20 protein-coding genes and 2 tRNA genes are annotated in these 20,796 nt (G+C 38.5%); 16 read left to right on the top strand and 6 right to left on the bottom strand.

Annotated features, from left to right (window positions below; all coding sequences use genetic code 11):
• Positions 1-31 precede the first annotated feature (31 nt).
• Positions 32-1,621: a peptide MFS transporter gene (locus ACJJVU_RS14710; protein ID WP_298329867.1), complete on the top strand. Its 1,590-nt coding sequence runs from the start codon at positions 32-34 to the stop codon at positions 1,619-1,621.
• A gap of 104 nt (positions 1,622-1,725) precedes the next feature.
• Positions 1,726-2,268 carry a thioredoxin family protein gene (locus ACJJVU_RS14705; RefSeq protein ID WP_405226947.1) on the top strand — a complete coding sequence of 181 codons (543 nt, stop codon included), beginning with the start codon at positions 1,726-1,728 and terminating at the stop codon, positions 2,266-2,268.
• A gap of 7 nt (positions 2,269-2,275) precedes the next feature.
• Here the strand turns inward: ACJJVU_RS14705 and ACJJVU_RS14700 are convergent, their stop codons facing one another.
• From ACJJVU_RS14700 to surE, 5 genes are all read right to left on the bottom strand, one after another.
• Positions 2,276-4,216, bottom strand: a complete 1,941-nt coding sequence (locus tag ACJJVU_RS14700; RefSeq protein ID WP_405226944.1) for a ComEC/Rec2 family competence protein — start codon at positions 4,214-4,216, stop codon at positions 2,276-2,278.
• A gap of 142 nt (positions 4,217-4,358) precedes the next feature.
• A complete protein-coding gene (locus tag ACJJVU_RS14695; RefSeq protein ID WP_405226941.1) occupies positions 4,359-4,862 on the bottom strand; it encodes a C40 family peptidase in 504 nt (167 codons plus the stop codon).
• Between the two features lie 19 nt (positions 4,863-4,881).
• Positions 4,882-6,006, bottom strand: a complete 1,125-nt coding sequence (gene lpxB, locus ACJJVU_RS14690; protein WP_405226938.1) for a lipid-A-disaccharide synthase — start codon at positions 6,004-6,006, stop codon at positions 4,882-4,884.
• Positions 6,006-6,293, bottom strand: a complete 288-nt coding sequence (locus ACJJVU_RS14685; protein ID WP_405226935.1) for a hypothetical protein — start codon at positions 6,291-6,293, stop codon at positions 6,006-6,008. Before ACJJVU_RS14685 ends, lpxB begins: the two co-directional genes overlap by 1 nt.
• Positions 6,294-6,440: 147 nt before the next feature.
• The gene (gene surE / locus ACJJVU_RS14680; protein WP_035334511.1) at positions 6,441-7,214 is read right to left on the bottom strand and encodes a 5'/3'-nucleotidase SurE; all 774 of its coding nucleotides are present in this window, start codon (positions 7,212-7,214) and stop codon (positions 6,441-6,443) included.
• Positions 7,215-7,361: 147 nt separating this feature from the next.
• Between surE and ACJJVU_RS14675 the strand changes: the two genes are divergently transcribed.
• Genes ACJJVU_RS14675 through ACJJVU_RS14665 form a run of 3 tightly spaced genes read left to right on the top strand, consistent with a single transcriptional unit; the run spans position 7,362 to position 11,439 of the window.
• Entirely contained in the window at positions 7,362-9,518 is a 2,157-nt protein-coding gene (locus tag ACJJVU_RS14675) for a carboxy terminal-processing peptidase (RefSeq protein ID WP_405226932.1), read from the top strand.
• 3 nt (positions 9,519-9,521) lie between these two features.
• Positions 9,522-10,622 (top strand): ABC transporter permease, encoded by a 1,101-nt coding sequence (locus ACJJVU_RS14670; protein WP_405226929.1) that lies wholly within the window; start codon positions 9,522-9,524, stop codon positions 10,620-10,622.
• Between the two features lie 7 nt (positions 10,623-10,629).
• Complete coding sequence (locus ACJJVU_RS14665; RefSeq protein WP_405226926.1) at positions 10,630-11,439, top strand: DNA/RNA non-specific endonuclease; 810 nt, start codon at positions 10,630-10,632, stop codon at positions 11,437-11,439.
• Positions 11,440-11,510: 71 nt separating this feature from the next.
• Here the strand turns inward: ACJJVU_RS14665 and ACJJVU_RS14660 are convergent, their stop codons facing one another.
• On the bottom strand, positions 11,511-12,653 hold the full coding sequence (locus tag ACJJVU_RS14660; RefSeq protein WP_013750093.1) for an acyl-CoA dehydrogenase: 1,143 nt from the start codon (positions 12,651-12,653) through the stop codon (positions 11,511-11,513).
• Between the two features lie 82 nt (positions 12,654-12,735).
• Between ACJJVU_RS14660 and ACJJVU_RS14655 the strand changes: the two genes are divergently transcribed.
• From ACJJVU_RS14655 to ACJJVU_RS14605, 11 genes are all read left to right on the top strand, one after another.
• Positions 12,736-13,818 (top strand): anhydro-N-acetylmuramic acid kinase, encoded by a 1,083-nt coding sequence (locus ACJJVU_RS14655; RefSeq protein WP_405226922.1) that lies wholly within the window; start codon positions 12,736-12,738, stop codon positions 13,816-13,818.
• 64 nt (positions 13,819-13,882) lie between these two features.
• Positions 13,883-15,115, top strand: a complete 1,233-nt coding sequence (locus ACJJVU_RS14650) for a Glu/Leu/Phe/Val dehydrogenase dimerization domain-containing protein (protein ID WP_298329817.1) — start codon at positions 13,883-13,885, stop codon at positions 15,113-15,115.
• 24 nt (positions 15,116-15,139) lie between these two features.
• Positions 15,140-16,543, top strand: coding sequence for a sodium:proton antiporter NhaD (nhaD, locus tag ACJJVU_RS14645; protein WP_298329814.1), 1,404 nt, complete (start codon positions 15,140-15,142; stop codon positions 16,541-16,543).
• Positions 16,544-16,602: 59 nt separating this feature from the next.
• Entirely contained in the window at positions 16,603-17,307 is a 705-nt protein-coding gene (locus tag ACJJVU_RS14640; protein WP_035334504.1) for a MotA/TolQ/ExbB proton channel family protein, read from the top strand.
• 1 nt (position 17,308) lies between these two features.
• Entirely contained in the window at positions 17,309-17,701 is a 393-nt protein-coding gene (locus tag ACJJVU_RS14635; RefSeq protein ID WP_035334503.1) for a biopolymer transporter ExbD, read from the top strand.
• 65 nt (positions 17,702-17,766) lie between these two features.
• Entirely contained in the window at positions 17,767-18,600 is an 834-nt protein-coding gene (locus ACJJVU_RS14630) for an energy transducer TonB (RefSeq protein WP_405226916.1), read from the top strand.
• A 104-nt stretch (positions 18,601-18,704) separates the two neighbouring features.
• On the top strand, positions 18,705-19,922 hold the full coding sequence (locus ACJJVU_RS14625) for a bifunctional folylpolyglutamate synthase/dihydrofolate synthase (RefSeq protein ID WP_405227530.1): 1,218 nt from the start codon (positions 18,705-18,707) through the stop codon (positions 19,920-19,922).
• A 109-nt stretch (positions 19,923-20,031) separates the two neighbouring features.
• A tRNA-Val gene (locus ACJJVU_RS14620) sits at positions 20,032-20,106 on the top strand.
• A gap of 37 nt (positions 20,107-20,143) precedes the next feature.
• Positions 20,144-20,218, top strand: a tRNA-Val gene (locus tag ACJJVU_RS14615).
• Between the two features lie 37 nt (positions 20,219-20,255).
• Positions 20,256-20,501 carry a GIY-YIG nuclease family protein gene (locus ACJJVU_RS14610; protein ID WP_298326943.1) on the top strand — a complete coding sequence of 82 codons (246 nt, stop codon included), beginning with the start codon at positions 20,256-20,258 and terminating at the stop codon, positions 20,499-20,501.
• 115 nt (positions 20,502-20,616) lie between these two features.
• The gene (locus ACJJVU_RS14605; RefSeq protein ID WP_405226913.1) at positions 20,617-20,730 is read left to right on the top strand and encodes a GIY-YIG nuclease family protein; all 114 of its coding nucleotides are present in this window, start codon (positions 20,617-20,619) and stop codon (positions 20,728-20,730) included.
• Positions 20,731-20,796 lie beyond the last annotated feature (66 nt).

Here is a 20,796-nt window from a genome sequence, read left to right as displayed (position 1 = left end):
ACTTATATTAGCAGTAAATAAATAATACAATATGGAATATAGATTCGGTGGTTCTGAAACCAACCAAAAGACTGTGCTAGGGCATCCTTCAGGTCTTTTTGTTCTCTTTTTTACAGAAATGTGGGAGCGTTTTTCTTATTATGGAATGCGTGCATTACTTGTTTTATTTCTAGTATCTGCTATCATTGATGGCGGCTGGGGCTGGGAAAGAGCAGAGGCTTTACAGCTATATGCTTTTTATACTGGACTTGTTTATGTAACTCCTATTCTTGGAGGATTAATAGCAGATAAGATTACAGGTTATAGAAAAGCTGTTGTTATAGGGGCATTTTTAATGACTTTGGGTCATGCTTCTATGGCATTTGAGATAAGCTCAGACTTTTTCTTTTATGCTGGACTTGTACTACTTATTATAGGAAACGGTATGTTTAAGCCGAATATTTCTTCAATGGTAGGGCAGTTGTATAAAGATCAAGGTAAAGAAAAGGATGCTGGTTATACCATATTCTACATGGGTATCAACTCAGGAGCATTTTTAGGTATTTTACTTTGTGGTTATATTGGAGAATCTGTAGGATGGCATTACGGTTTTGGACTTGCTGGTATTTTTATGCTAGTAGGTATGCTTCAATTTCATTTTGCACAAGATATTTTCGGAAAGATTGGTCTAGCTCCTAAAAAAGCTGGTGATCTTGATGACGTGATTGAGGATGGTGTAGAAAATGCAGCAGATACTATTGAGGACGTAATAGATGAGGCCGAAAAGTCAAAAATCACTCGTGATAGACTTATTGTAATTAGTGTGCTAGCATTCTTTACTATATTCTTCTGGTGGGCTTTTGAGCAAGCAGGAGGGTCTATGACCATCTTTGCGGCAGACTATACAGATAGAGTTTTAGAAGGAAGTAGTGGTATGACTTTTAAAATAGTAAATACACTACTCACAGTAGTTCCTATGCTTATTATTACATGGGTTCTAGGAATGTTATTTAAACAAACCTATGCTAAGTTTGCACTCGCAAACATTATCTTAGGTTTAGGTTTCGTTATTATTTGGGCAATTGTAATCTGGATGTTATCTCGCCAGTTTGCAGATGATGCACCGGAGGTTCCTGCTTCTTGGTTTGGAATATTAAACTCATTCTTTATCATTGCATTTGCTCCATTATTTTCAAAAATATGGAAGAGTAAATACAATCCTAGCGGACCAGTAAAGTTTGCTATTGGTCTTATTTTATTAGGTCTTGGATTTGGTATTCTATCTTTTGGGTCTATGGGAATTCCATTAGGAGCAAAAACAGCTTCTGTGAGCATGGTATTTTTGGTGCTTGCATATTTATTCCATACACTAGGAGAGTTATGTGTATCTCCAGTAGGACTTTCATATGTAAGTAAGCTAGCTCCAGCAAAACTTGTTGGTCTTATGTTCGGTATCTGGTTTGTTGCAAACTTTATTGCAAACTTTGCAGCAGGTATAACAGGGAGTTATATAGATCCTATAGTTGAAGAGCATGGAATGGCAATCTTCTTTTTGATATTTACAGTAATACCAGCAGCAGCAGGTGTAGTAATGTTATTATTGAACAGAACGCTTATTAAAATGATGCATGGTATACGCTAAGCACAGATAATAGTATAATTTAAAAACGTTCCCTATTTTGTGGAACGTTTTTTGTCTGTAAGAATTTGAAACATAAACGGACTATACCTAAAAGAAAGAATTCAATGAAAAGAGTATTATACCTTCTTCTATTTATTGCGACGGGAACTATGAGTGCCCAGAAGATTAATTGGATGACCATGGATGAGGCGCTAGCAGCCCAACAAAAAGAGCCTAAAAAGATTTTTATGGATGTGTACACTGTATGGTGTGGACCTTGTAAAATGTTAGACAAAAACACCTTTGCAAATCCTGATGTAGCTGCTTTCATAAATGAAAACTACTACGCGGTAAAATTTAACGCAGAGGGTACAGAAGTAATTAATTACTTAGGTAACACATATACTAATCCGCGTCATGATCCTAAAAAATCAAGAGGGCGTAACAGTCAGCACGAACTTGCACAGGCTCTTAAGCTTCAGGGGTATCCAAGTATGGTATTCTTTGACGAAAAAGGTAATTATATCCAGCCTATTGTAGGTTATCACTCTCCTAAGCGTTTAGAAATATACGTGAAGATGGTGGGTAATGATGATTATAAAGAGATTACTACTCAAGAGAAGTGGGCTACCTATCAAGAAGAGTTTGAGTACTCATGGCCTAATTAGAAAAAAATCACTCAATTATATAAGCTCCCTTTTCATAAGTACTATGAAAAGGGATTTTTTTATTTAAACATGTTGTTTTCCATCTAGTGATGTAGCTTTTGTAGTTTGATGCATCTGCAATGATTTGAGCTTTGGGAAATCTCTCTGTAAGTCTATTTATATTAATCTTTGGGGATTGGGTGAGAAGTATGTAATCTGGATTTGCATTAGCTAATTGGTATATACCAAGGCTATCTACAACGAGTATTTCTTTTCGCTTAAAGCGAAAATAGTTCTGCATGAATTCTACGGCTACTTCATCTATACGTAAGCCATCCTTATAGTTGCGTACTCTGCTATCTTGAATTATAGTGTGTAATGAGTCAGTGCTATGTATTTTAAGCGTGGAGTTGTGGAAAATACCTATCATGGTAGATTTACTTTTATTAAAAATAGTAAGATGCGTAGGGGGAGGATTGCTTTTCTCATAAATAATAATAGAGGTCAACAATACCATTGATAGAGATGCCGCTACAAGTCTGGGGTTATTGTATTTCTTGAATAAAGAAATACTAAAAATAATGCAGAGGTATAAGCCTATAAGAAATGCAAAACTTATCGTGATGTGATTTGTAATAAAGGCCTCTTTACTGGCAACCCAAAAAATAAATCCATTCATTAGGTCTATGGCGTAGCCATACGTCGTTACTAAAGTCTCTGGTAAGACATCTAATACAGCAAGTAATGCAACTAGAATACCGCCGCCTAATATGATTCCTAGAAATGGAATAATGATAACATTAGACAGAAAAAATAATCCTGGAAACTGGTGGAAGTAAAATAAACTCAAGGGTAGTACGCCTAACTGGGCAGCAACAGAAACCGTAGCAATACCCCAGAGAAGCCTGTCTATATAATACCGCGGAGTATAAAAAGAAGATAGCCATGGTTGAATCCATAAAATTCCAATAACAGCGAGATAACTAAGTTGAAAGCCTACTTGATGTATGAGAAATGGATTGTATAAAAGTAATAGTACAGCAGAGGCCATAACGGCATCTGTAGTTTTTCTTTTTCCGCCTAGCTGTTGTCCTACCTCAAGGAAGCTAAACATAGTAGCGGCTCTCAATACTGAGGGTGATAATCCAGTGATAAAAGCAAAAGCCCAAATCATAGCGATAATAATTATAGACCGAAGCCATCGTAGTTTATAGTCTGCTATTGGTTTGGTGATAAAGCGTAGCAATAAAAGTATAATTCCTACATGTAGGCCCGATACGGCGAGTATATGCATCATTCCAGCAGATGCATAATTAGTGCTCATTTGCTTATCTATACCATTTTTCTGCCCAAGGACGAGCGCATCTATAACTGCAAGTTGGTTGCGGGTAAATGAATGAGAGTGAATTGCTTTTAGTACGCTATCGCGAAAGCGTGATGACCATACCCTCAATCCGCTAGAGGTGTATTGAGATATGAGTAACTCGTTTTTGTTGATTGACAGCTGTCCGTGTATTTGTTTTCTTATTAAATAGCTCCCGTAATCAAATTGATATGGGTTTTTGGGTTTGGGGACAGGTAAGAGTAAAGCTCTTGTGTAATACCAATCTCCTATCTGAAGACGATGCGATGTGCTATCTCTATCGATATTGAGAATTACCTTACCTGAAGTAGCTTCTTTATCTATTTTCTTTAATGCAACAACATACTTGTCTTGATACATTGAGGGCTTTAGCACTTCATCTATAGAGAATAAAAAGGTGCTAGGGTTGCTAGTGTTTGTGTGAGTAAAATGCGTCTCGTTGTTTAGCGCGTTTGCTCTTTCAGAGGTTAAGTAGCCTATGGTTATAAATACAATGGAAATACCTACGGTAAACGCTATGGCGTTCAAAGGTCTTTTAAAAGCAAGTCTGTGGAGTAGAAAAAGTAACGCAATAGCTAGTAATAAAATAGTAGCTATCCAAAGCATGGGGGCGCGGTAGGCGTCATAACAAATAATCCCAGCAATGAGGGCGAGGAGTATTACTAAAATGGGCGTGTTAATCCTATTCAATATATTACTAATTAACCTTTTGCAAGGTGTAACTGTCAGTAATATAGCAAATTATAATTTACAAGACGCGTCTGGCCATGATATATGCGTCATTCCAGTAACGCTCATTGAGGTTAGAAGTAAGAACGCCTTTTGAGGTTGTGGCGTGTATAAAGTAAATGTCATCGCCCGTAACTTTAGTGACAAGTCCCACATGATTTATGCGTTTGCTACTTTTGTTCGTCCTAAAAAATAATAAATCACCCTTAGAGATTTCTTTGTCTTTTATAGGCTGTCCTCTTTCTGCCATCTGTCTAGAGATACGAGGTAGGACTATATTTTCTTTTTGAAAGGCAATGTAAATCAATCCAGAGCAGTCCATTCCCTTTCTTGTAGTACCGCCAAATTTATAACGAGTACCACTAAAGGCTTGTGCTTGCTGGATAATGCGGTCTGTTTTTGATGAGCTTATATCTTTAACCCTAGCAGTAGTTCTAGTTTTTGTTCTAGATGTTGTTGTTTTTGAACTTCCGCAAGAAGTCAGTAAAAAAAATAAAGAAACTACTGTGACTATGTATTTCATATAAACGGGCTAGTGTGTTCTAATTGCTAAGCTGTGCTTTGGTAGTTGCAACAATGAGAGATGCAGTTTTTTGACTTGCTCCAGCTCCACCTAATTTTTTCTCAAGCGCAAAATAGTCTTCAAAAAGAGTGGCACGATAATCATCATTAGTAATCTTATCAAGTTCCTTTTTTAATTGTGCAGTATTGAGATCTCCTTGAATTAATTCTTTTACCACCTCACGATCCATAATAAGGTTTACAAGGGAGATATATTTTGTTTTGATAATGCGTTTTGCAATACTGTATGAGACGGCATTTGCTTTGTAACAAACTACCTGTGGTACTTTAAAAATTGCCGCTTCTAGCGTTGCCGTACCAGAAGTAATTAAAGCTGCATTTGCAAAACTTAAGATGTCGTAGGTTTTATTCATCACTAGTTTTACTGGGTAATCTTTAAGGAAAGGTTGGTAAAAAGATACCTCTTGGCTCGGCGCTCCAGCGATTACAAATTGATAGTCTGGATAATCATTTACTACACTTAGCATGACGTCTAGCATAGCGCTTATTTCTTGTTTACGACTTCCTGGAAGTAGGGCAATCATAGGTCGCTCATCGAGCTTGTGTTCTTTTGTAAACGTAGCGGCATCTGCTTGCTCACGACCAGCAACGGCATCCAGAAGTGGATGACCTACAAAATATACTTTGTAGTCATGCTCGTCATAAAAATCCTTTACAAAAGGTAATATCACATACATGTGGTCTACATAGGCTTTGATCTTTTTAACACGACTAGCGCGTGATGCCCACACCTGCGGACTGATATAATAGTGCGTAGTAACACCTAATGGTTTTGCCCACTCTGCAATGCGCAAGTTAAAACCAGAGTTATCTATAAGTATGAGTGCATCTGGTTCAAAACGGGCAATATCTCTCTTACAATCTTTAATAAGACCTGTGATCTTACGCAAGTTTGTGACAACCTCCATAAAGCCCATAAAAGCACGTTCTTTGTAATGTGTCACAAGAGTACCGCCTACTTCCTGCATGAGATCACCGCCCCAAAAGCGTATATCTGCCTCTGGATCCTCTTTATACAATGATTTCATAAGGTTTGCACCATGTAAATCACCACTGGCCTCGCCTGCAAGAATGTAATATTTCATTAGGTAAACATTAATATCATAGTTACAAATGCAATAGTAATCGTGGCAAGAAGAACGCCCCTCGCTCTCGCATCTTGTCCTTGTCTAAGCATCATAAAAAACGCAAGCAGATTAAGGACGGCACCTATTGCCATAATTTTGCCTAGACGACCTTCAGACACTGCTGTTTGAAGTACGTTTGTGATAGTTCGGTCTTGTGTGCTGCCTATGTATAGAGAAAACAGCAGTACACCTACTGCATTTGCAATGAGTCCTACTATGATTCCTATAATGATGTCTTTTTTCATATGTAATGTTTCGGCTTTCGCCAAAATTTGAATTCTTTACAAATATGCTTATCGTTTTAAAATTTTCGCGAAAGCGGAATTCTCAACCTTAAGCTATAGAAAGATATTGATGTGTGTCAAAGTTACGATTGCTTTGTAAACTTTAGACTAGTCTTCCCACTCATTTAATTCTTGTAAAAAGTGATGCGCCGTGAGGTCAAATTGCACTGGCACAACAGATACATATCCTTGAGATAGTGCCCACTCATCTGTATCTTCTCCCTTGTCTTGATTTACAAACTCGCCAGTGAGCCAGTAGTAATCTCTGCCCATAGGGTTTGTGCGCTTGTCAAAATCTTCTACCCATTGCGCTTTTGCTTGACGGCATACCTTAGTTCCTTTAATTTCGGCTGCTGGTAGTTTTGGGATATTTACATTTAAAACAATTCCCTTAGGAAGTCCGTTTTTTAATACTTGGCGAGTGATACGCTCCACATATTTTTTTGCAGGCTCAAAATCGGCATCGTGACTGTAGTCTAGTAGCGAGAATCCTATTGCTGGGATGCCTTCTACACCAGCTTCTACTGCTGCGCTCATCGTACCACTATAAATTACATTGATGCTAGAGTTGCTGCCGTGATTTATGCCGCTCACACAGATGTCTGGCCTGCGAGGAACAATCTGCTGGTTTGCAAGTTTTACACAATCTGCTGGAGTTCCAGAGCATGTATATTCTTTATGTGTCGCCGCAGGATCGAGTTTTACAGGGTCGCAGTAAAGTGTATCGTTTATGGTAATGGCGTGTCCCATGCCACTCTGCGGGCTATCTGGCGCTACAACAATAACATCACCTATGGTAAGCATTACATCTATAAGGTTGCGTATTCCGGGAGCGGTAATACCGTCATCGTTGGTAACAAGTATTAATGGTTTATTGTTCATAAGAGGAGTTGTAAACTAAGCACGAAAATACGTAAATTGTACTTCAATTCGAGCGACAGTCGGGTTTAACAAAAGATTACGAAGGTTAATCTTATCGTGGCACAATTTTTAATGTACATTGCTAGTTACATGCAAATAAAAGATTTTATGAAAAGGAATTTAAAATTAATCGCAGTAGTACTCCTCTTCTCGGTAGCGAGTTGCAGTTTTACTACAAAGTCATTTGATGATCCAGATAAGGATAAGACATTACTTGATCTTATTTCTTATTTACTTGAGAGAGGTCATTATGATGCAAAAGATATTAATGACGAATTCTCTGCAGCGGTATTTGATGATTATATCGATGCATTAGATCCATATCGCCGTTTCTTTTACAAAAAAGATATTGAGGAATTTGAGAAGTATAAGAACAAGATAGATGATGCTATTAGAGATAAGGACTTGACGTTCTTTGATCTTACATACTCACGTCTTATGGAGCGTACAAAGGAAGCAAATGAGATTCAAGCAGACTTGCTAGAAAAGCCATTTGACTTTACCGAAGATGAAATCTTAGATACAGATTATGAAAAGCAACCCTTTGCAAAAAATAAGAAAGAGCTTAAAAATCGCTGGAGACAGCAATTAAAACTCAACGCATTGAGTTCTTATTTTGATAAAAAGGAAGAGCAAGAAAAAACACCAGAAGAAGGTGAAGAAGAGGTTGCTGCAGATGAACCTAAGGAGGTTCTTTCAGACAAGGAGCTCGAAGAGAAAGCTAGAAATGAAGTAAAGGATAATACAAAGGAGTTTTTTGAATTTACAGATGAACTAGAGCGTCAAGATTATTTTGCAATATTCTTGAACGCAGTAGTTGAGGAATTTGATCCTCACACATACTACTTTGCTCCTGTAGCAAAAGATCGTTTTGATACTCAAATGAGTGGTCAGTTTCAAGGAATAGGTGCGAGACTTCAAAAGAAAAACGGAGAGATTAAAATTACAGATGTTATTTCTGGAGGTCCAGCATGGAGAGGTGATGAGCTGCGCGAAGGTGATGTTATTATGAAAGTGCGCCAAGAAGACGAGAAAGATGCCATTAGCATTGTGGGGATGCGTTTACAAGATGCAATAGAATATATCAAGGGCCCAAAAGGTACTAAGGTGATTCTTACGGTAAAAACAAAACTAGACGGAAGCACTCAGAATATTACTATAGAAAGAGACATTGTTGAGCTTGAAGAAACCTATGCAAAATCTGCCGAGGTTGAAAAAGATGGTAAAAAGTATGGTATTGTAAATCTTCCTAAGTTTTACTTTACGATGGATGATTACAAAGAGAAGAACGCTGCAAGTGATGTAAAGAAAGAAATAGAGCGTCTTAAAGAAGAAGGAATGGAAGGTCTAGTTATCGACCTTAGAAATAACGGAGGAGGATCTCTAAAAACAGTAGTAGACATTGCTGGATTATTTATTAAAGATGGACCTATTGTGCAAGTAGCTTCTAGTGGCGATGAGCCAGAAGTACTTGAAGATGCAGATTCTTCTATTTTATGGGATGGACCACTTGTGATTCTTGTAAATGAAATATCTGCTTCTGCAAGTGAGATTCTCGCAGCAGCAATGCAAGATTATAAACGAGCAATCATCATAGGAGGTAAACAAACATACGGTAAGGGAACTGTGCAGAATGTTGCAGACCTTAACCAGTACTTACGTAAAAACCCTTATGGAGATCTTGGAGCGCTTAAGTTGACTACGCAGAAATTCTACCGTGTAAATGGTGGGTCTACTCAGCTAGAAGGAGTGAAGAGTGATGTGGTAGTTCCGGATCGTTTTAAATATATCGACATAGGAGAGCGTGATCAAGAAAATCCACTTCCTTGGGATAAAATTAAAGCTGCAAGTTATGATGTGTGGGACGGTTATGTAGATTTTGATGAAACTATAGAAAATAGTGTACAACGTATGTCTAAGAGCGAGCATTTGCAATTAGTAGATGATTATGCTAAGTGGATTAAAGATCGTAGAGATGATCAACAATGGTCACTTAATTATTCAAAATACAAGGAGCGTCTCGCGCAAAGTGAGGAGTTTGCAAAGAAATTTGATGCGATAGATGATTATGATACGAAGCTATCATACAAGTCACTTTCTTATGAGCAGAAGCTTTTTGAAAGTGATACTATTTTAAAGGAAAAGCGTGATCGCTGGCACAAGAATTTAGCCAAAGATGCTTATGTAGAAGAGGCATTAAATGTTCTTAAGGATCTCAAAATAAATAATATAAGAAAAGATAAACTTGCTGCGATAAAAGATTAATTAATGTCGCAACGAGCAAATTCTTTAACAGGCTTAGCGCTCCAAAAATTCAAAAAGAATTTTTGGGGCGTTTTGAGTTTACTATATATTGTATTGTGTGGTCTTGCAGCATTGTTTGCCTATGTAATTGCACCAGATAGTAGTGAGAACGCAAATCAAATGCACCTCTCTATTCACTCTCAAGGCCCAGGGTTTACGGTAGATATACTCACCATACCCGCTCAGGTTGATGCAAGTCAAAGTTTCTTTTCAAAATGGTTTTCTGGCAGTAAGAATGCGAGTACAGAGATTCCTGTTGCTTCGTATACTATTTCAGAAAGTAGTATTTCTTACATCCAGTATGTAGGCGACGGTGTAGAGGGAATGCCTAAAACGCTGGAGATAGATGGTGTTGAGGATTATAACGCTTTCGCGAAAGCGAATATCTCCTCACGTACATTTTTGTTAGGTACAGATAAGTATGGTCGGGACTTACTAAGTCGTATGCTTATAGGTGCGCGCATTTCCTTCTCTATAGGATTTGTTGCTGTATTTATTTCGCTTATCATAGGCTTACTTATGGGGTCGATTGCGGGGTATTTTGGAGGGAAAATTGACGCTGCAATCATGTGGGTGATTAATGTGACTTGGTCTATCCCTACATTATTACTTGTAATTGCTATAACACTAGCTCTAGGAAAAGGATACTGGCAGGTGTTTATTGCTGTAGGTTTAACCATGTGGGTTGAGGTCGCTCGGGTAGTGCGAGGCCAGGTGATGGGAGTAAAACAAATGCAATATGTAACCGCAGCAAGAGCGCTAGGTTTTACAGACGGACGAATCATCATCAAACATATATTACCTAATGTAATTGCGCCACTTATTGTAATATCTGCAGCAAATTTTGCGGGAGCCATCTTAATAGAAAGCGGATTAAGCTTCCTGGGGATAGGCGCGCAACCGCCTACGCCTAGCTGGGGAGCGATGATTAAAGACCACTATAGCTACATCATTCTTGGGAAACCTTATCTTGCGCTCATTCCTGGTGTAGCAATCATGCTACTCGTTATGGCTTTTATGCTCGTGGGGAATGCGCTGAGAGATGCGCTAGATGTGAAAAGTTAATTTATACATGAAAAGAAAATACACCTATCCATTACTAGTGCTATTGTTTACACTGGGGTGGTACATATTTGAAAATTACGCTCATCAAGCTATTGATGCGCCAGTTGTGGAGGAAGGAAAGCAGCCTAAATCTACTACTAACACTTACTTTTTGCCTACGTCAACTACGGGTCAGATTGTACATCATAATTATTACTCCCTTAGTTATAGCGAGAAAGATGAACAAGCAGAGTGGGTGGCTTATGAGCTTAAAAAAGAACACATCGTTAATGCCGATTTTAAACGCCCATACTTTGAAGTCGACCCTAAGGTAGGGACAAAGTCTGCTCACTGGCGTAATTATAAGAAATCTGGCTATGATAGAGGGCATCTTTGCCCAGCTGGAGATAGAGAGTTTAGCAAGGCGGCTTATGACGAGACGTTTTTGACAAGTAATATTAGTCCGCAGCGACATGATTTTAATGCGGGTATATGGAACGAATTAGAGCAGCAGGTACGCTATTGGGCAAAAAAGTATGACGGTGTCTATGTGGTAACTGGAGGTGTTCTCAAAGATAAAATGGGTGCTATAGGAACAGAAGGAGTGACTGTTCCAGAGTCATTTTATAAAATCGTCTATGATCAATCTGGAGGTGATGTAAAAATGATTGCTTTCTTAATGAACCACTCGGCATCAAAGAAGTCATTAAAAACATTTGTAACCTCTGTAGATCAGATTGAGCAACTCACAGGTATTAATTTCTTTCCTGAGCTTGAGGATGGAGTAGAGGATAGGCTTGAAGCGAGTACAAGCACCAGCGGATGGAAGCTTAGATAGTTAAGTGAAATTATATAAAATAAAAAATGCGGCAATTGCCGCATTTTTTTGTTAATCTATATTCAAAGATTTTATCCTTTGATAACACCTCTTGAGATTACGATTTTTTGGATCTCACTTGTTCCCTCGTAAATCTGAGTGATCTTAGCATCACGCATAAGGCGCTCTACGTGGTATTCTTTTACAAATCCGTTACCACCGTGTATTTGCACAGCTTCTACAGATTGTTCCATCGCAACTTTTGAAGCATAAAGCTTAGCCATTGCGCTAGACATATCGTAGTTGTTTCCTTGATCTTTATCCCAAGCAGCTTTCATCACTAGGTGACGTGCCGCTTCAATCTCCACGTACATATCTGCTAGTTTAAAAGCGATTGCTTGGTGATTGCAGATTTCTGTGCCAAAGGCTTTACGTTCCTTAGAGTATTTAAGAGCAAGCTCATAAGCTCCAGATGCAATACCTAATGCTTGTGCAGCAATACCGATACGTCCACCAGAAAGAGTTTTCATCGCAAATTTGAATCCAAAACCATCTTCTCCTATTCTATTTTCTTTAGGAACTTTCACGTCGTTAAACTGTAGTGTATGCGTGTCACTACCGCGTATTCCTAATTTGTCTTCTTTAGGTCCTACTTCAAAACCTTCCATGCCTTTCTCTACGATAAAAGCATTGATTCCTCGGTGACCTTTTTCTCTGTCGGTTTGTGCAATAACTAAATATACATCAGAACGACCGCCATTTGTAATCCAGTTTTTTGTTCCGTTAATCACGTAGTGATCTCCTTTGTCTATTGCAGTGGTAGCTTGTGATGTTGCATCAGATCCAGCTTCTGGCTCAGAAAGGCAAAAAGCACCCACCATCTCACCAGTAGCAAGTTTAGTTAAGTATTTTTGTTTTTGCTCTTCACTTCCGTAAGCTTCAAGACCGTAACAAACTAAAGAGTTGTTTACAGAAACTATAACAGAGGCAGAGGCGTCAATTTTAGATAATTCCTCCATAACAAGTACGTACGAAGTAGCATCCATACCAGCTCCACCATATTTAGGATCTGTCATAATACCCATAAAACCTAAGTCACCCATTTTTTTAACAAGTTCATCAGGAAACTGCTGGATGTTATCACGTTCAATAACGCCAGGAAGTAATTCTGTACGGGCAAAATCGCGAGCCGCATCGCGTATCATTATATGTTCTTCTGTTAAGCTAAAATCCATCGTGTTTGAATTATTAAGAATTATCTAAAAAATCTATACAAAGATACTTGTTTCTTGCCTTTTTCTCAATAGATTTAGACCAATGGGACAAAAAAACTATAACGTTATAGGAGTGATGAGCGGCACAAGCTTAGATGGTATTGACTGCGCCTATGGAAAAATTGGTGTTTCTCCATCAAAAGATGACTCGATATATCCATCATTTACCAGTAATATCATCGTTGCAGAAACTATTCCCTATCCTAAAAAGTGGAAAGAAATACTTTCTACGGCTCATTTGCTTAGTAGAGAAGAGCTAGATGCTCTTAATGTAGATTATACCGCCCACCTAGCGCAAGTGATTACGAATTTTATTACCACTAATGGCCTTACGGATATCGATGTTGTCTGTTCTCACGGTCATACGGTGCTCCATCAGCCAGATCAGGGAGTTACTTTGCAAATAGGAAACCTGCCAGAAATTACCTCTTTAATTAACCGTCGCGTGGTTTGTGATTTTAGAGTACAAGATGTAGAAATGGGTGGTCAGGGAGCGCCATTGGTGCCTATTGGCGACCAACTATTATTTGGTAATTATGATTATTGCCTAAATCTTGGTGGTTTTGCAAATGTTTCTAAAAATGAAAATGGTGTGAGAATTGCGTATGATATATCTCCTGTAAACGTAGTGCTCAATAAATATGCACAAGAATTAGGTAAAGAGTATGATGATGGTGGCGCATTCGCGAAAGCAGGAAAAATAAATCAACCTCTTCTAGAAAAACTCAATAAACTTCCATTTTATGCGCTACCAGCTCCAAAATCTCTTGGGATAGAATGGGTACACGCGCATATTTTTCCACTTATTGAGGCTGTTCAACTTTCTCCGGTAGATGTGCTAGCTACGTTTACCGAGCATATTGCTATTCAGCTTGCGGCGCAGTTTAAAGAAGGCGCTACTGTACTCGTTACTGGTGGAGGTGCTTATAACACTTATTTATTGGACCGTGTCCGCTTTCGCGAAAGCGTAAAACTCATAGTGCCAGATGGTAAGTTGGTTGAATTTAAAGAAGCGCTTATTTTTGCATTATTAGGAGTGTTAAAACTTGAAAACCTCCCGAACTGTCTAGCAAGTGTGACGGGTGCAAGGCAGGATCACGCAAGCGGAATGTTATATCAATCTTAAATTATTAACACTTCTTCTACAAGGTGTTTCTAAATTGTATATTTGGGCTTACCAAATAGAAAGTATGAGAGCTCTTTTACAGCGTTACGAAGATAAATTACCAGAAATAGTTTTCCATTGGAATGACCCAGAAACAGAAGCAGAAGGCTGGGTTGTTATCAATTCACTACGTGGCGGTGCTGCGGGTGGAGGAACACGTATGCGTACGGGTCTGGATATGAATGAAGTATTGTCACTTGCCAAAACAATGGAAGTGAAGTTTACCGTCTCGGGACCTGCTATAGGTGGAGCAAAATCTGGAATCAATTTTGATCCTAAAGATCCACGTAAGAAAGGAGTTTTAGAGCGCTGGTATAAAGCAGTGTCACCATTACTAAAAAGTTATTACGGTACAGGAGGCGATCTTAATGTAGATGAAATACATGAAGTAATCCCAATTACCGAAGAAAGTGGAGTATGGCATCCTCAAGAAGGAGTCTTTACAGGTCACTTCCAGCCTACAGAGGCAGATAAAATTAACCGCATCGGGCAATTACGTCAAGGTGTGATAAAAGTGATTGAAAATCCAGTGTATTCTCCAGACGTAACACGTAAGTATACGGTTGCAGATATGATTACTGGATATGGAGTTGCAGAAGCCGTGCGTCATTATTATGATATTTATGGTGGTGATGTAAAAGGAAAAAGAGCCGTTGTACAAGGTTTTGGAAATGTAGGAGCAGCAGCAGCTTATTACCTTGCTCAAATGGGAGCAAAGGTGGTAGGAATCATTGATATAGTAGGAGGCTTTATTAACAAAGACGGTTTCTCTTTTGAAGAAATACGTGATATGTACCTCAATAAAACTGGAAATACACTCAACGCAAATGCAGAAGGATTAATTCCATTTGCAGATATGAATGAGCAAATATGGAATCTTGAGACTGAGATTTTTGCTCCATGTGCGGCGTCTAGACTTATTACAGAAGATCAAATCAATAGCATGATAGGCACTGGACTTGAGGTTATCTCTTGTGGTGCAAACGTGCCGTTTGCAGATAAAGAAATTTTCTTTGGACCTATAATGGAGCATACAGATGCAAAAGTGAGTTTGATACCAGATTTTATTTCAAACTGTGGTATGGCTCGTGTATTTGCATACTTTATGGAGCGTCGTGTACAAATGACAGATGATGCAATCTTTAACGATACATCTCAAACCATTAGAAACGCTATTGAAAATACGTATAACAACAACAGTAGTAAGCAAAATATAAGCAAAACTGCTTTTGAGATTGCACTAAAAGAATTACTTTAATACTTACAATTAACCAGACAACTTATGGAATCAGTAATTATTCTCATTTTTATCATTGGGTATCTTTCTATAACCCTTGAACATCCTCTTAAATTAGACAAAACGGTACCTGCTTTAATTATGGCATCGCTTATATGGGCTTTCCTAGCGGTAGGTTTCCATTTAGGCTGGTTTGACGTAATTGATACGTATGAAAATGCATATAGCATTTTCCCTAATGGCACCGCGCTCACAGGAGATGCACTGCATGAAGCAGAGCATGGTTTTGATAACACACTGTTACACCACTTAGGTAAAACTGCAGAGATACTTATCTTCCTTATTGGAGCGATGACTATTGTGGAGATTATAGATTTACACCGTGGTTTTGAAGTGCTTAAAGGTGCTGTGCGTACTAAGAGCAAGAAAAAATTATTATGGATCATAGGTATACTCGCTTTCATACTTTCTGCCATTATTGACAACCTTACAGCTACTATTGTACTTATTACTTTATTACGTAAGCTTATTGTAAATAGAGAGCAACGTTTATGGTTTGCAGCAATGGTGGTAATTGCAGCAAATGCCGGTGGAGCATGGTCACCTATTGGAGATGTTACAACGACAATGCTTTGGATTGCAGATAACGTAACTGCAATGGGACTTGTGAAGTTTGTAATTGTTCCTTCTGTGATTTGTTTTGTACTTCCATTTATAATTGCTTCTTATTTACCAGCATTTAAAGGGGAGATTATTGTAGACACCACAGAAGACGAAGAAGCAGGTAGACTACTTAGTAGTAAGACCATGCTATTCTTAGGTCTAGGTATGATTGTATCTGTGCCTATTTTTAAGACTATAACACACCTTCCTCCTTACATGGGAATGATGCTTGCACTTGGAGTAGTATGGTTAGTATCAGAATATATTCACCCAGAAGAAGATTTTACAAAAGAGCGTAAGCATTTATATAGTGCTCACAAAGCATTATCTCGTATCGAGATTTCAAGCATCCTATTTTTCTTAGGAATCTTAATGGCTGTTGCTGGACTAGAGAGTTTAGTATATGGAGTATCAGAATCTGGAGATCCAGTGGGAACTTTACGTTACGTAGCCGAAATCTTAAACGGAGCAGTACCTAATCAAGATGTTGTTGTAGTACTCCTTGGTATATTATCTGCAATTATTGATAATGTTCCTTTAGTAGCTGCATCAATGGGTATGTATGAAGCGCCTACTGATAGTTTATTATGGCACTTTATAGCATATTCTGCAGGAACCGGTGGAAGTATGCTTATCATAGGATCTGCAGCTGGTGTTGCAGCAATGGGAATGGAGCGTATCGATTTTATCTGGTACCTTAAGAAAATAACATGGTTAGCATTTATTGGATTTGCTGCAGGTGCAATTGCTTTTGTTCTTCTTACGGGAGGAACAATGGGATCTTAAGCTCATACAATTTAATACCATAACCATCGTTTCATATTAAAGTCACAACGACCTAATTTATGATTAATATCTTATTACAAGACGGCGCTCAGGATGCAGCAGACGTTCTTACAACAGATGAGCCTGTAGAGCAGACTTTATCAATTATAGACTTGCTTATCACAGGTGGTACAGCAGGAATCATCATAATAGCAGTACTTTTTGTACTGCTATTTGTTGCTATTTATATTTATTTTGAACGCTTATTTGCAATCAAAGCAGCTTCAAAAGTTGATAGCAACTTTATGAATCAAATACGCGATAATGTACAATCTGGGAATATAGAAGGAGCAAAAATATATTGCGCTCAGGCAAATTCTCCAGTTTCAAGACTTACGGCAAAAGGAATCTCACGTATCGGGAGTCCGCTAGAGGATATCAATACAGCAATTGAAAACCAAGGTAAGCTTGAGGTGTATAAGCTAGAACGCAATGTAAGTGTACTTGCTACCATAGCAGGAGCTGCACCTATGATTGGGTTTTTAGGAACCGTAATCGGGATGGTACTTGCTTTTCATACTCTAGCAACAAGTTCAGGACAAGCAGAAATGGGAACACTAGCCGAAGGTATCTATACGGCAATGACTACTACTGTAGCCGGTCTTATCGTAGGTATTATTGCTTATATGGGTTATAACCACCTAGTAGTACGCACAGATAAAGTAGTGCATTCTATGGAGGCAAATGCTGTAGATTTCTTAGATCTTCTAAACGAGCCAAGCTAATATGAACCTGCGCGGAAGAAATAAAGTGAGTCCAGAGTTTAGTATGAGTAGTATGACAGATATTGTCTTTCTATTACTTGTATTCTTTCTCTTAACCTCACCTGCCATTACGCCAGATGCTCTAGACCTAATTTTGCCTAAAGCAAAAGGGAAAACCAGTAACAAACAGAATCTCTCCGTAAGTATTACTAAAGACTTAGATTACTACGTAAATAAAGAACGTGTAACTGAGAATAGTATAGAAGGGTTTATCACAAGCCAACTTGTAGGAGTAGAAGATCCTACCATTATTTTACGAGCAGAGGAGGGAGTTCCTATCGAGAATGCAGTTAAGATAATGGATATTGCAAACCGCAATAAATACAAAATTGTCCTTGCGGTACGTCCTAATTAATTAGTTGATATTTCTTTTTTATACGCTTTCGCGAAAGCTTAATTTTTAATTTTTCTATTCATCACTTGGCATTCTTAGATACCATACATAAACGTAAATCCTTTACCATAAGCACTATTGTGATGGCTATCATACTATTGCTCATGTTTGTAGTGGGGATGAAATACCTCGATCCACCTGAAGAAGGAGGAATCGCTGTAAACTTTGGTACGTCTGAGGTAGGGTCTGGTAATGTACAACCTACAAAACCGGTGGCTTCTGCGCCTAAGAATACGGCTCCACAGCCTAAGCCTACAGTGCAAGAGCCGGAAATAAAGGATGAGGTAGTAACTCAAGATATTGAAGATGCTCCCGTTATTGAAGAAAAGCCAAAAGAAAAGCCTACGCCTAAGGTTGAAAAGCCAAAAGAAAAGCCTATTGAAAAACCAGTAGAGGAGGCAAAGCCAGATCCAAAACCAGATATATCTACTACGAGTGCTTTAGATGCATTAATTAACGGGCCAAAAAGCGACGGAGCTTCACAAGCAGGAGAAGGTGATGATGACAAAGCGGGAGATAAAGGTGATCCTAATGGAGACCCTAACGCCTCAAGTTACTACGGAACTGGAAAAGGCCTTGATGGAGATGGTAATTACCAACTAGGAGGACGTAAAGCACTTGGGAAGCCTAAGCGCCAGCAAGAGTGCAACGAAGCAGGTACTGTAGTTGTAAGTATCGAGGTAGATCGTAATGGAAAAGTAATTAAGGCAACTCCTGGAGTACGTGGAACTACTAATAATACACGCTGTCTTCTTGAGCCAGCAAAAGCCGCAGCGCTAGCAACAAAGTTCAATGCAGACTCTGGCGCACCGTCTAAACAAATAGGAAAAATAGTATATCGTTTTAGTCTCTCAGACTAATAGGTTTTCTCATTAATGGAGCGATATATAATGCTCTCAGTTTTTCACGTCAATTATCTAGGTAATATCTACCTATCTTTACATACACTTAAAAGCGACGCACTATCACTTACCAAGAAACTTTAGATTGGCTATTTGCTCAATTACCAATGTATCAACGCAAAGGAGCAGCTGCTTATAAGGCAGATTTGGATAATATTAAATTATTATCAGAATACCTCGGCAATCCACACACTCAGTTTAAAGCTGTTCATGTGGCGGGAACTAATGGTAAGGGCTCTACAAGTCATATGATGGCGTCTGTGTTGCAAGAAGCTGGATACACTGTAGGTTTATATACGTCTCCACATCTCAAAGACTTTAGAGAGCGCATTAAGATTAACGGAGAGATGGCAAGTAAGCAATTTGTCATGGGGTTTGTAAAAAAGCACAAAGCCTTTTTTGAGGAGCACCAATTGTCATTTTTTGAAATGACGGTAGGAATGGCTTTTTCTTATTTCGCAACAAAAAAAGTAGATATTGCTATTATTGAAGTTGGCTTAGGAGGTAGGCTAGATGCAACAAATATTATAACGCCTGTGTTGTCTGTTATTACAAACATAGGTATTGATCATACTCAATTTCTGGGCGACACATTGCCACTTATCGCTACCGAAAAAGCAGGGATTATAAAAGAAGGTGTTCCCGTAGTGATAGGAGAGTATCATGAGGAGACAGAAGATGTTTTTAGTACGCTTTCGCGAAAGCGTAACGCAACACTATACAAAGCCTACGATTTTGATTTGATGTCAATGCAATCGGATTTGATAGGTTCGTATCAAAAACATAATATTAGAACCGTTCAAGTAGCATTTTCAGTATTGCAAGGTGCAGATTTCCATGTAGGAATACAGCACATTGCAAAAGGACTTAAAAATGTAGTTAAGAATACAGGACTTCTAGGTCGATGGCAAATATTACAAGAATTACCAAAGGTGATTTGTGATACAGGGCACAATAAAGAGGGGCTGACTTATGTCATGGAACAGCTAAGTAAGGAGAAATATAAAAAATTACATATTGTATTAGGTGTCGTATCTGATAAAGATTTATCGAGCATTTTACCTCTTTTTCCAAGTTATGCAACTTATTATTTTTGTAAACCTGATGTGCCGAGAGGAATGGAGGTACAATTGCTAAGAAAAACGGCAGAGACTCACCGATTGAATGGGAAAGCGTATCCTAGTGTAAAAGAAGCATTTAGTGCTGCAAAAAAGACAGCTGGCGCAAGCGATCTTATATTTATAGGTGGTAGTACTTTTGTGGTGGCAGAAATAATTTAATTTTTCTTCAAAAAGATTTCAAACTATTAAACTTTAATTCTATATTTGCACCCGCAATAAGAGAAAGGCAGTAGTCAAGATTTTATTGTCACCTGATTATAAAATATCGGGGCGCATAGCTCAGTTGGTTCAGAGCACTTGGTTTACACCCAAGGGGTCGGGGGTTCGAATCCCTCTGCGCCCACAAACAAGAAGCGACACTCTTGTATAAAAAAATAGTCGGGCGCATAGCTCAGTTGGTTCAGAGCACTTGGTTTACACCCAAGGGGTCGGGGGTTCGAATCCCTCTGCGCCCACAAAGGCTTCCAGAAATGGAAGCCTTTTTTCGTTTGTATGAGTTTCTACATCTACATATTATTTTCTTCTAGCCTCAATCGATATTATATTGGTTCGACTAATGATGTAGAAGAACGCCTCAAAAAGCATTTGTCGAGTAATAAAGGTTTTACTTCAAAAGCAAAGGATTGGGAAGTTAAGTATACAGAGTCTTTTGAGACTAGGAGTGAGGCGGTGCAGCGCGAGATGCAAATAAAGAAATGGAAGAGCCGCATTATGATAGAGAAGCTTTTTAAAGCATAGCGATAGTTTTGTAAAATATACTCAGAGCATCCCGATTTTACATCGGGAGAGTCGGGGGTTCGAATCCCTCTGCGCCCACAAAGGCTTCCAGAAATGGGAGCCTTTTTTGGTTTGTATGAGTTTCTACATCTACATATTATTTTCTTCTAGTCTCAATCGATATTACATTGGTTTAACAAATAACGTAGAAGAACGTCTCGGGAAATATTCTTCTATAAAATTAAATTAAAGAGCGAGATTTTCTCAAAGCAATGTGCACTCAAATAGGCTGTCTTTAGCTATTTCTTCTTTATTT

The sequence above is a fragment of the Dokdonia sp. Asnod1-B02 genome, from assembly GCF_045063955.1.
Lineage (GTDB): Bacteria > Bacteroidota > Bacteroidia > Flavobacteriales > Flavobacteriaceae > Dokdonia.
This window is presented reverse-complemented; position numbering and strand designations above follow the sequence as displayed.

What these genes read in the sequence shown, in the direction of transcription:
- ACJJVU_RS14710 (WP_298329867.1), top strand. Translation starts at nt 32, where the DNA reads ATGGAATATAGATTCGGTGGTTCTGAAACCAACCAAAAGACTGTGCTA.
- ACJJVU_RS14705 (WP_405226947.1), top strand. Translation starts at nt 1,726, where the DNA reads ATGAAAAGAGTATTATACCTTCTTCTATTTATTGCGACGGGAACTATG.
- ACJJVU_RS14700 (WP_405226944.1), bottom strand. Translation starts at nt 4,216, where the DNA reads ATGCTTTGGATAGCTACTATTTTATTACTAGCTATTGCGTTACTTTTT.
- ACJJVU_RS14695 (WP_405226941.1), bottom strand. Translation starts at nt 4,862, where the DNA reads ATGAAATACATAGTCACAGTAGTTTCTTTATTTTTTTTACTGACTTCT.
- lpxB (WP_405226938.1), bottom strand. Translation starts at nt 6,006, where the DNA reads ATGAAATATTACATTCTTGCAGGCGAGGCCAGTGGTGATTTACATGGT.
- ACJJVU_RS14685 (WP_405226935.1), bottom strand. Translation starts at nt 6,293, where the DNA reads ATGAAAAAAGACATCATTATAGGAATCATAGTAGGACTCATTGCAAAT.
- surE (WP_035334511.1), bottom strand. Translation starts at nt 7,214, where the DNA reads ATGAACAATAAACCATTAATACTTGTTACCAACGATGACGGTATTACC.
- ACJJVU_RS14675 (WP_405226932.1), top strand. Translation starts at nt 7,362, where the DNA reads ATGAAAAGGAATTTAAAATTAATCGCAGTAGTACTCCTCTTCTCGGTA.
- ACJJVU_RS14670 (WP_405226929.1), top strand. Translation starts at nt 9,522, where the DNA reads ATGTCGCAACGAGCAAATTCTTTAACAGGCTTAGCGCTCCAAAAATTC.
- ACJJVU_RS14665 (WP_405226926.1), top strand. Translation starts at nt 10,630, where the DNA reads ATGAAAAGAAAATACACCTATCCATTACTAGTGCTATTGTTTACACTG.
- ACJJVU_RS14660 (WP_013750093.1), bottom strand. Translation starts at nt 12,653, where the DNA reads ATGGATTTTAGCTTAACAGAAGAACATATAATGATACGCGATGCGGCT.
- ACJJVU_RS14655 (WP_405226922.1), top strand. Translation starts at nt 12,736, where the DNA reads ATGGGACAAAAAAACTATAACGTTATAGGAGTGATGAGCGGCACAAGC.
- ACJJVU_RS14650 (WP_298329817.1), top strand. Translation starts at nt 13,883, where the DNA reads ATGAGAGCTCTTTTACAGCGTTACGAAGATAAATTACCAGAAATAGTT.
- nhaD (WP_298329814.1), top strand. Translation starts at nt 15,140, where the DNA reads ATGGAATCAGTAATTATTCTCATTTTTATCATTGGGTATCTTTCTATA.
- ACJJVU_RS14640 (WP_035334504.1), top strand. Translation starts at nt 16,603, where the DNA reads ATGATTAATATCTTATTACAAGACGGCGCTCAGGATGCAGCAGACGTT.
- ACJJVU_RS14635 (WP_035334503.1), top strand. Translation starts at nt 17,309, where the DNA reads ATGAACCTGCGCGGAAGAAATAAAGTGAGTCCAGAGTTTAGTATGAGT.
- ACJJVU_RS14610 (WP_298326943.1), top strand. Translation starts at nt 20,256, where the DNA reads ATGAGTTTCTACATCTACATATTATTTTCTTCTAGCCTCAATCGATAT.
- ACJJVU_RS14605 (WP_405226913.1), top strand. Translation starts at nt 20,617, where the DNA reads ATGAGTTTCTACATCTACATATTATTTTCTTCTAGTCTCAATCGATAT.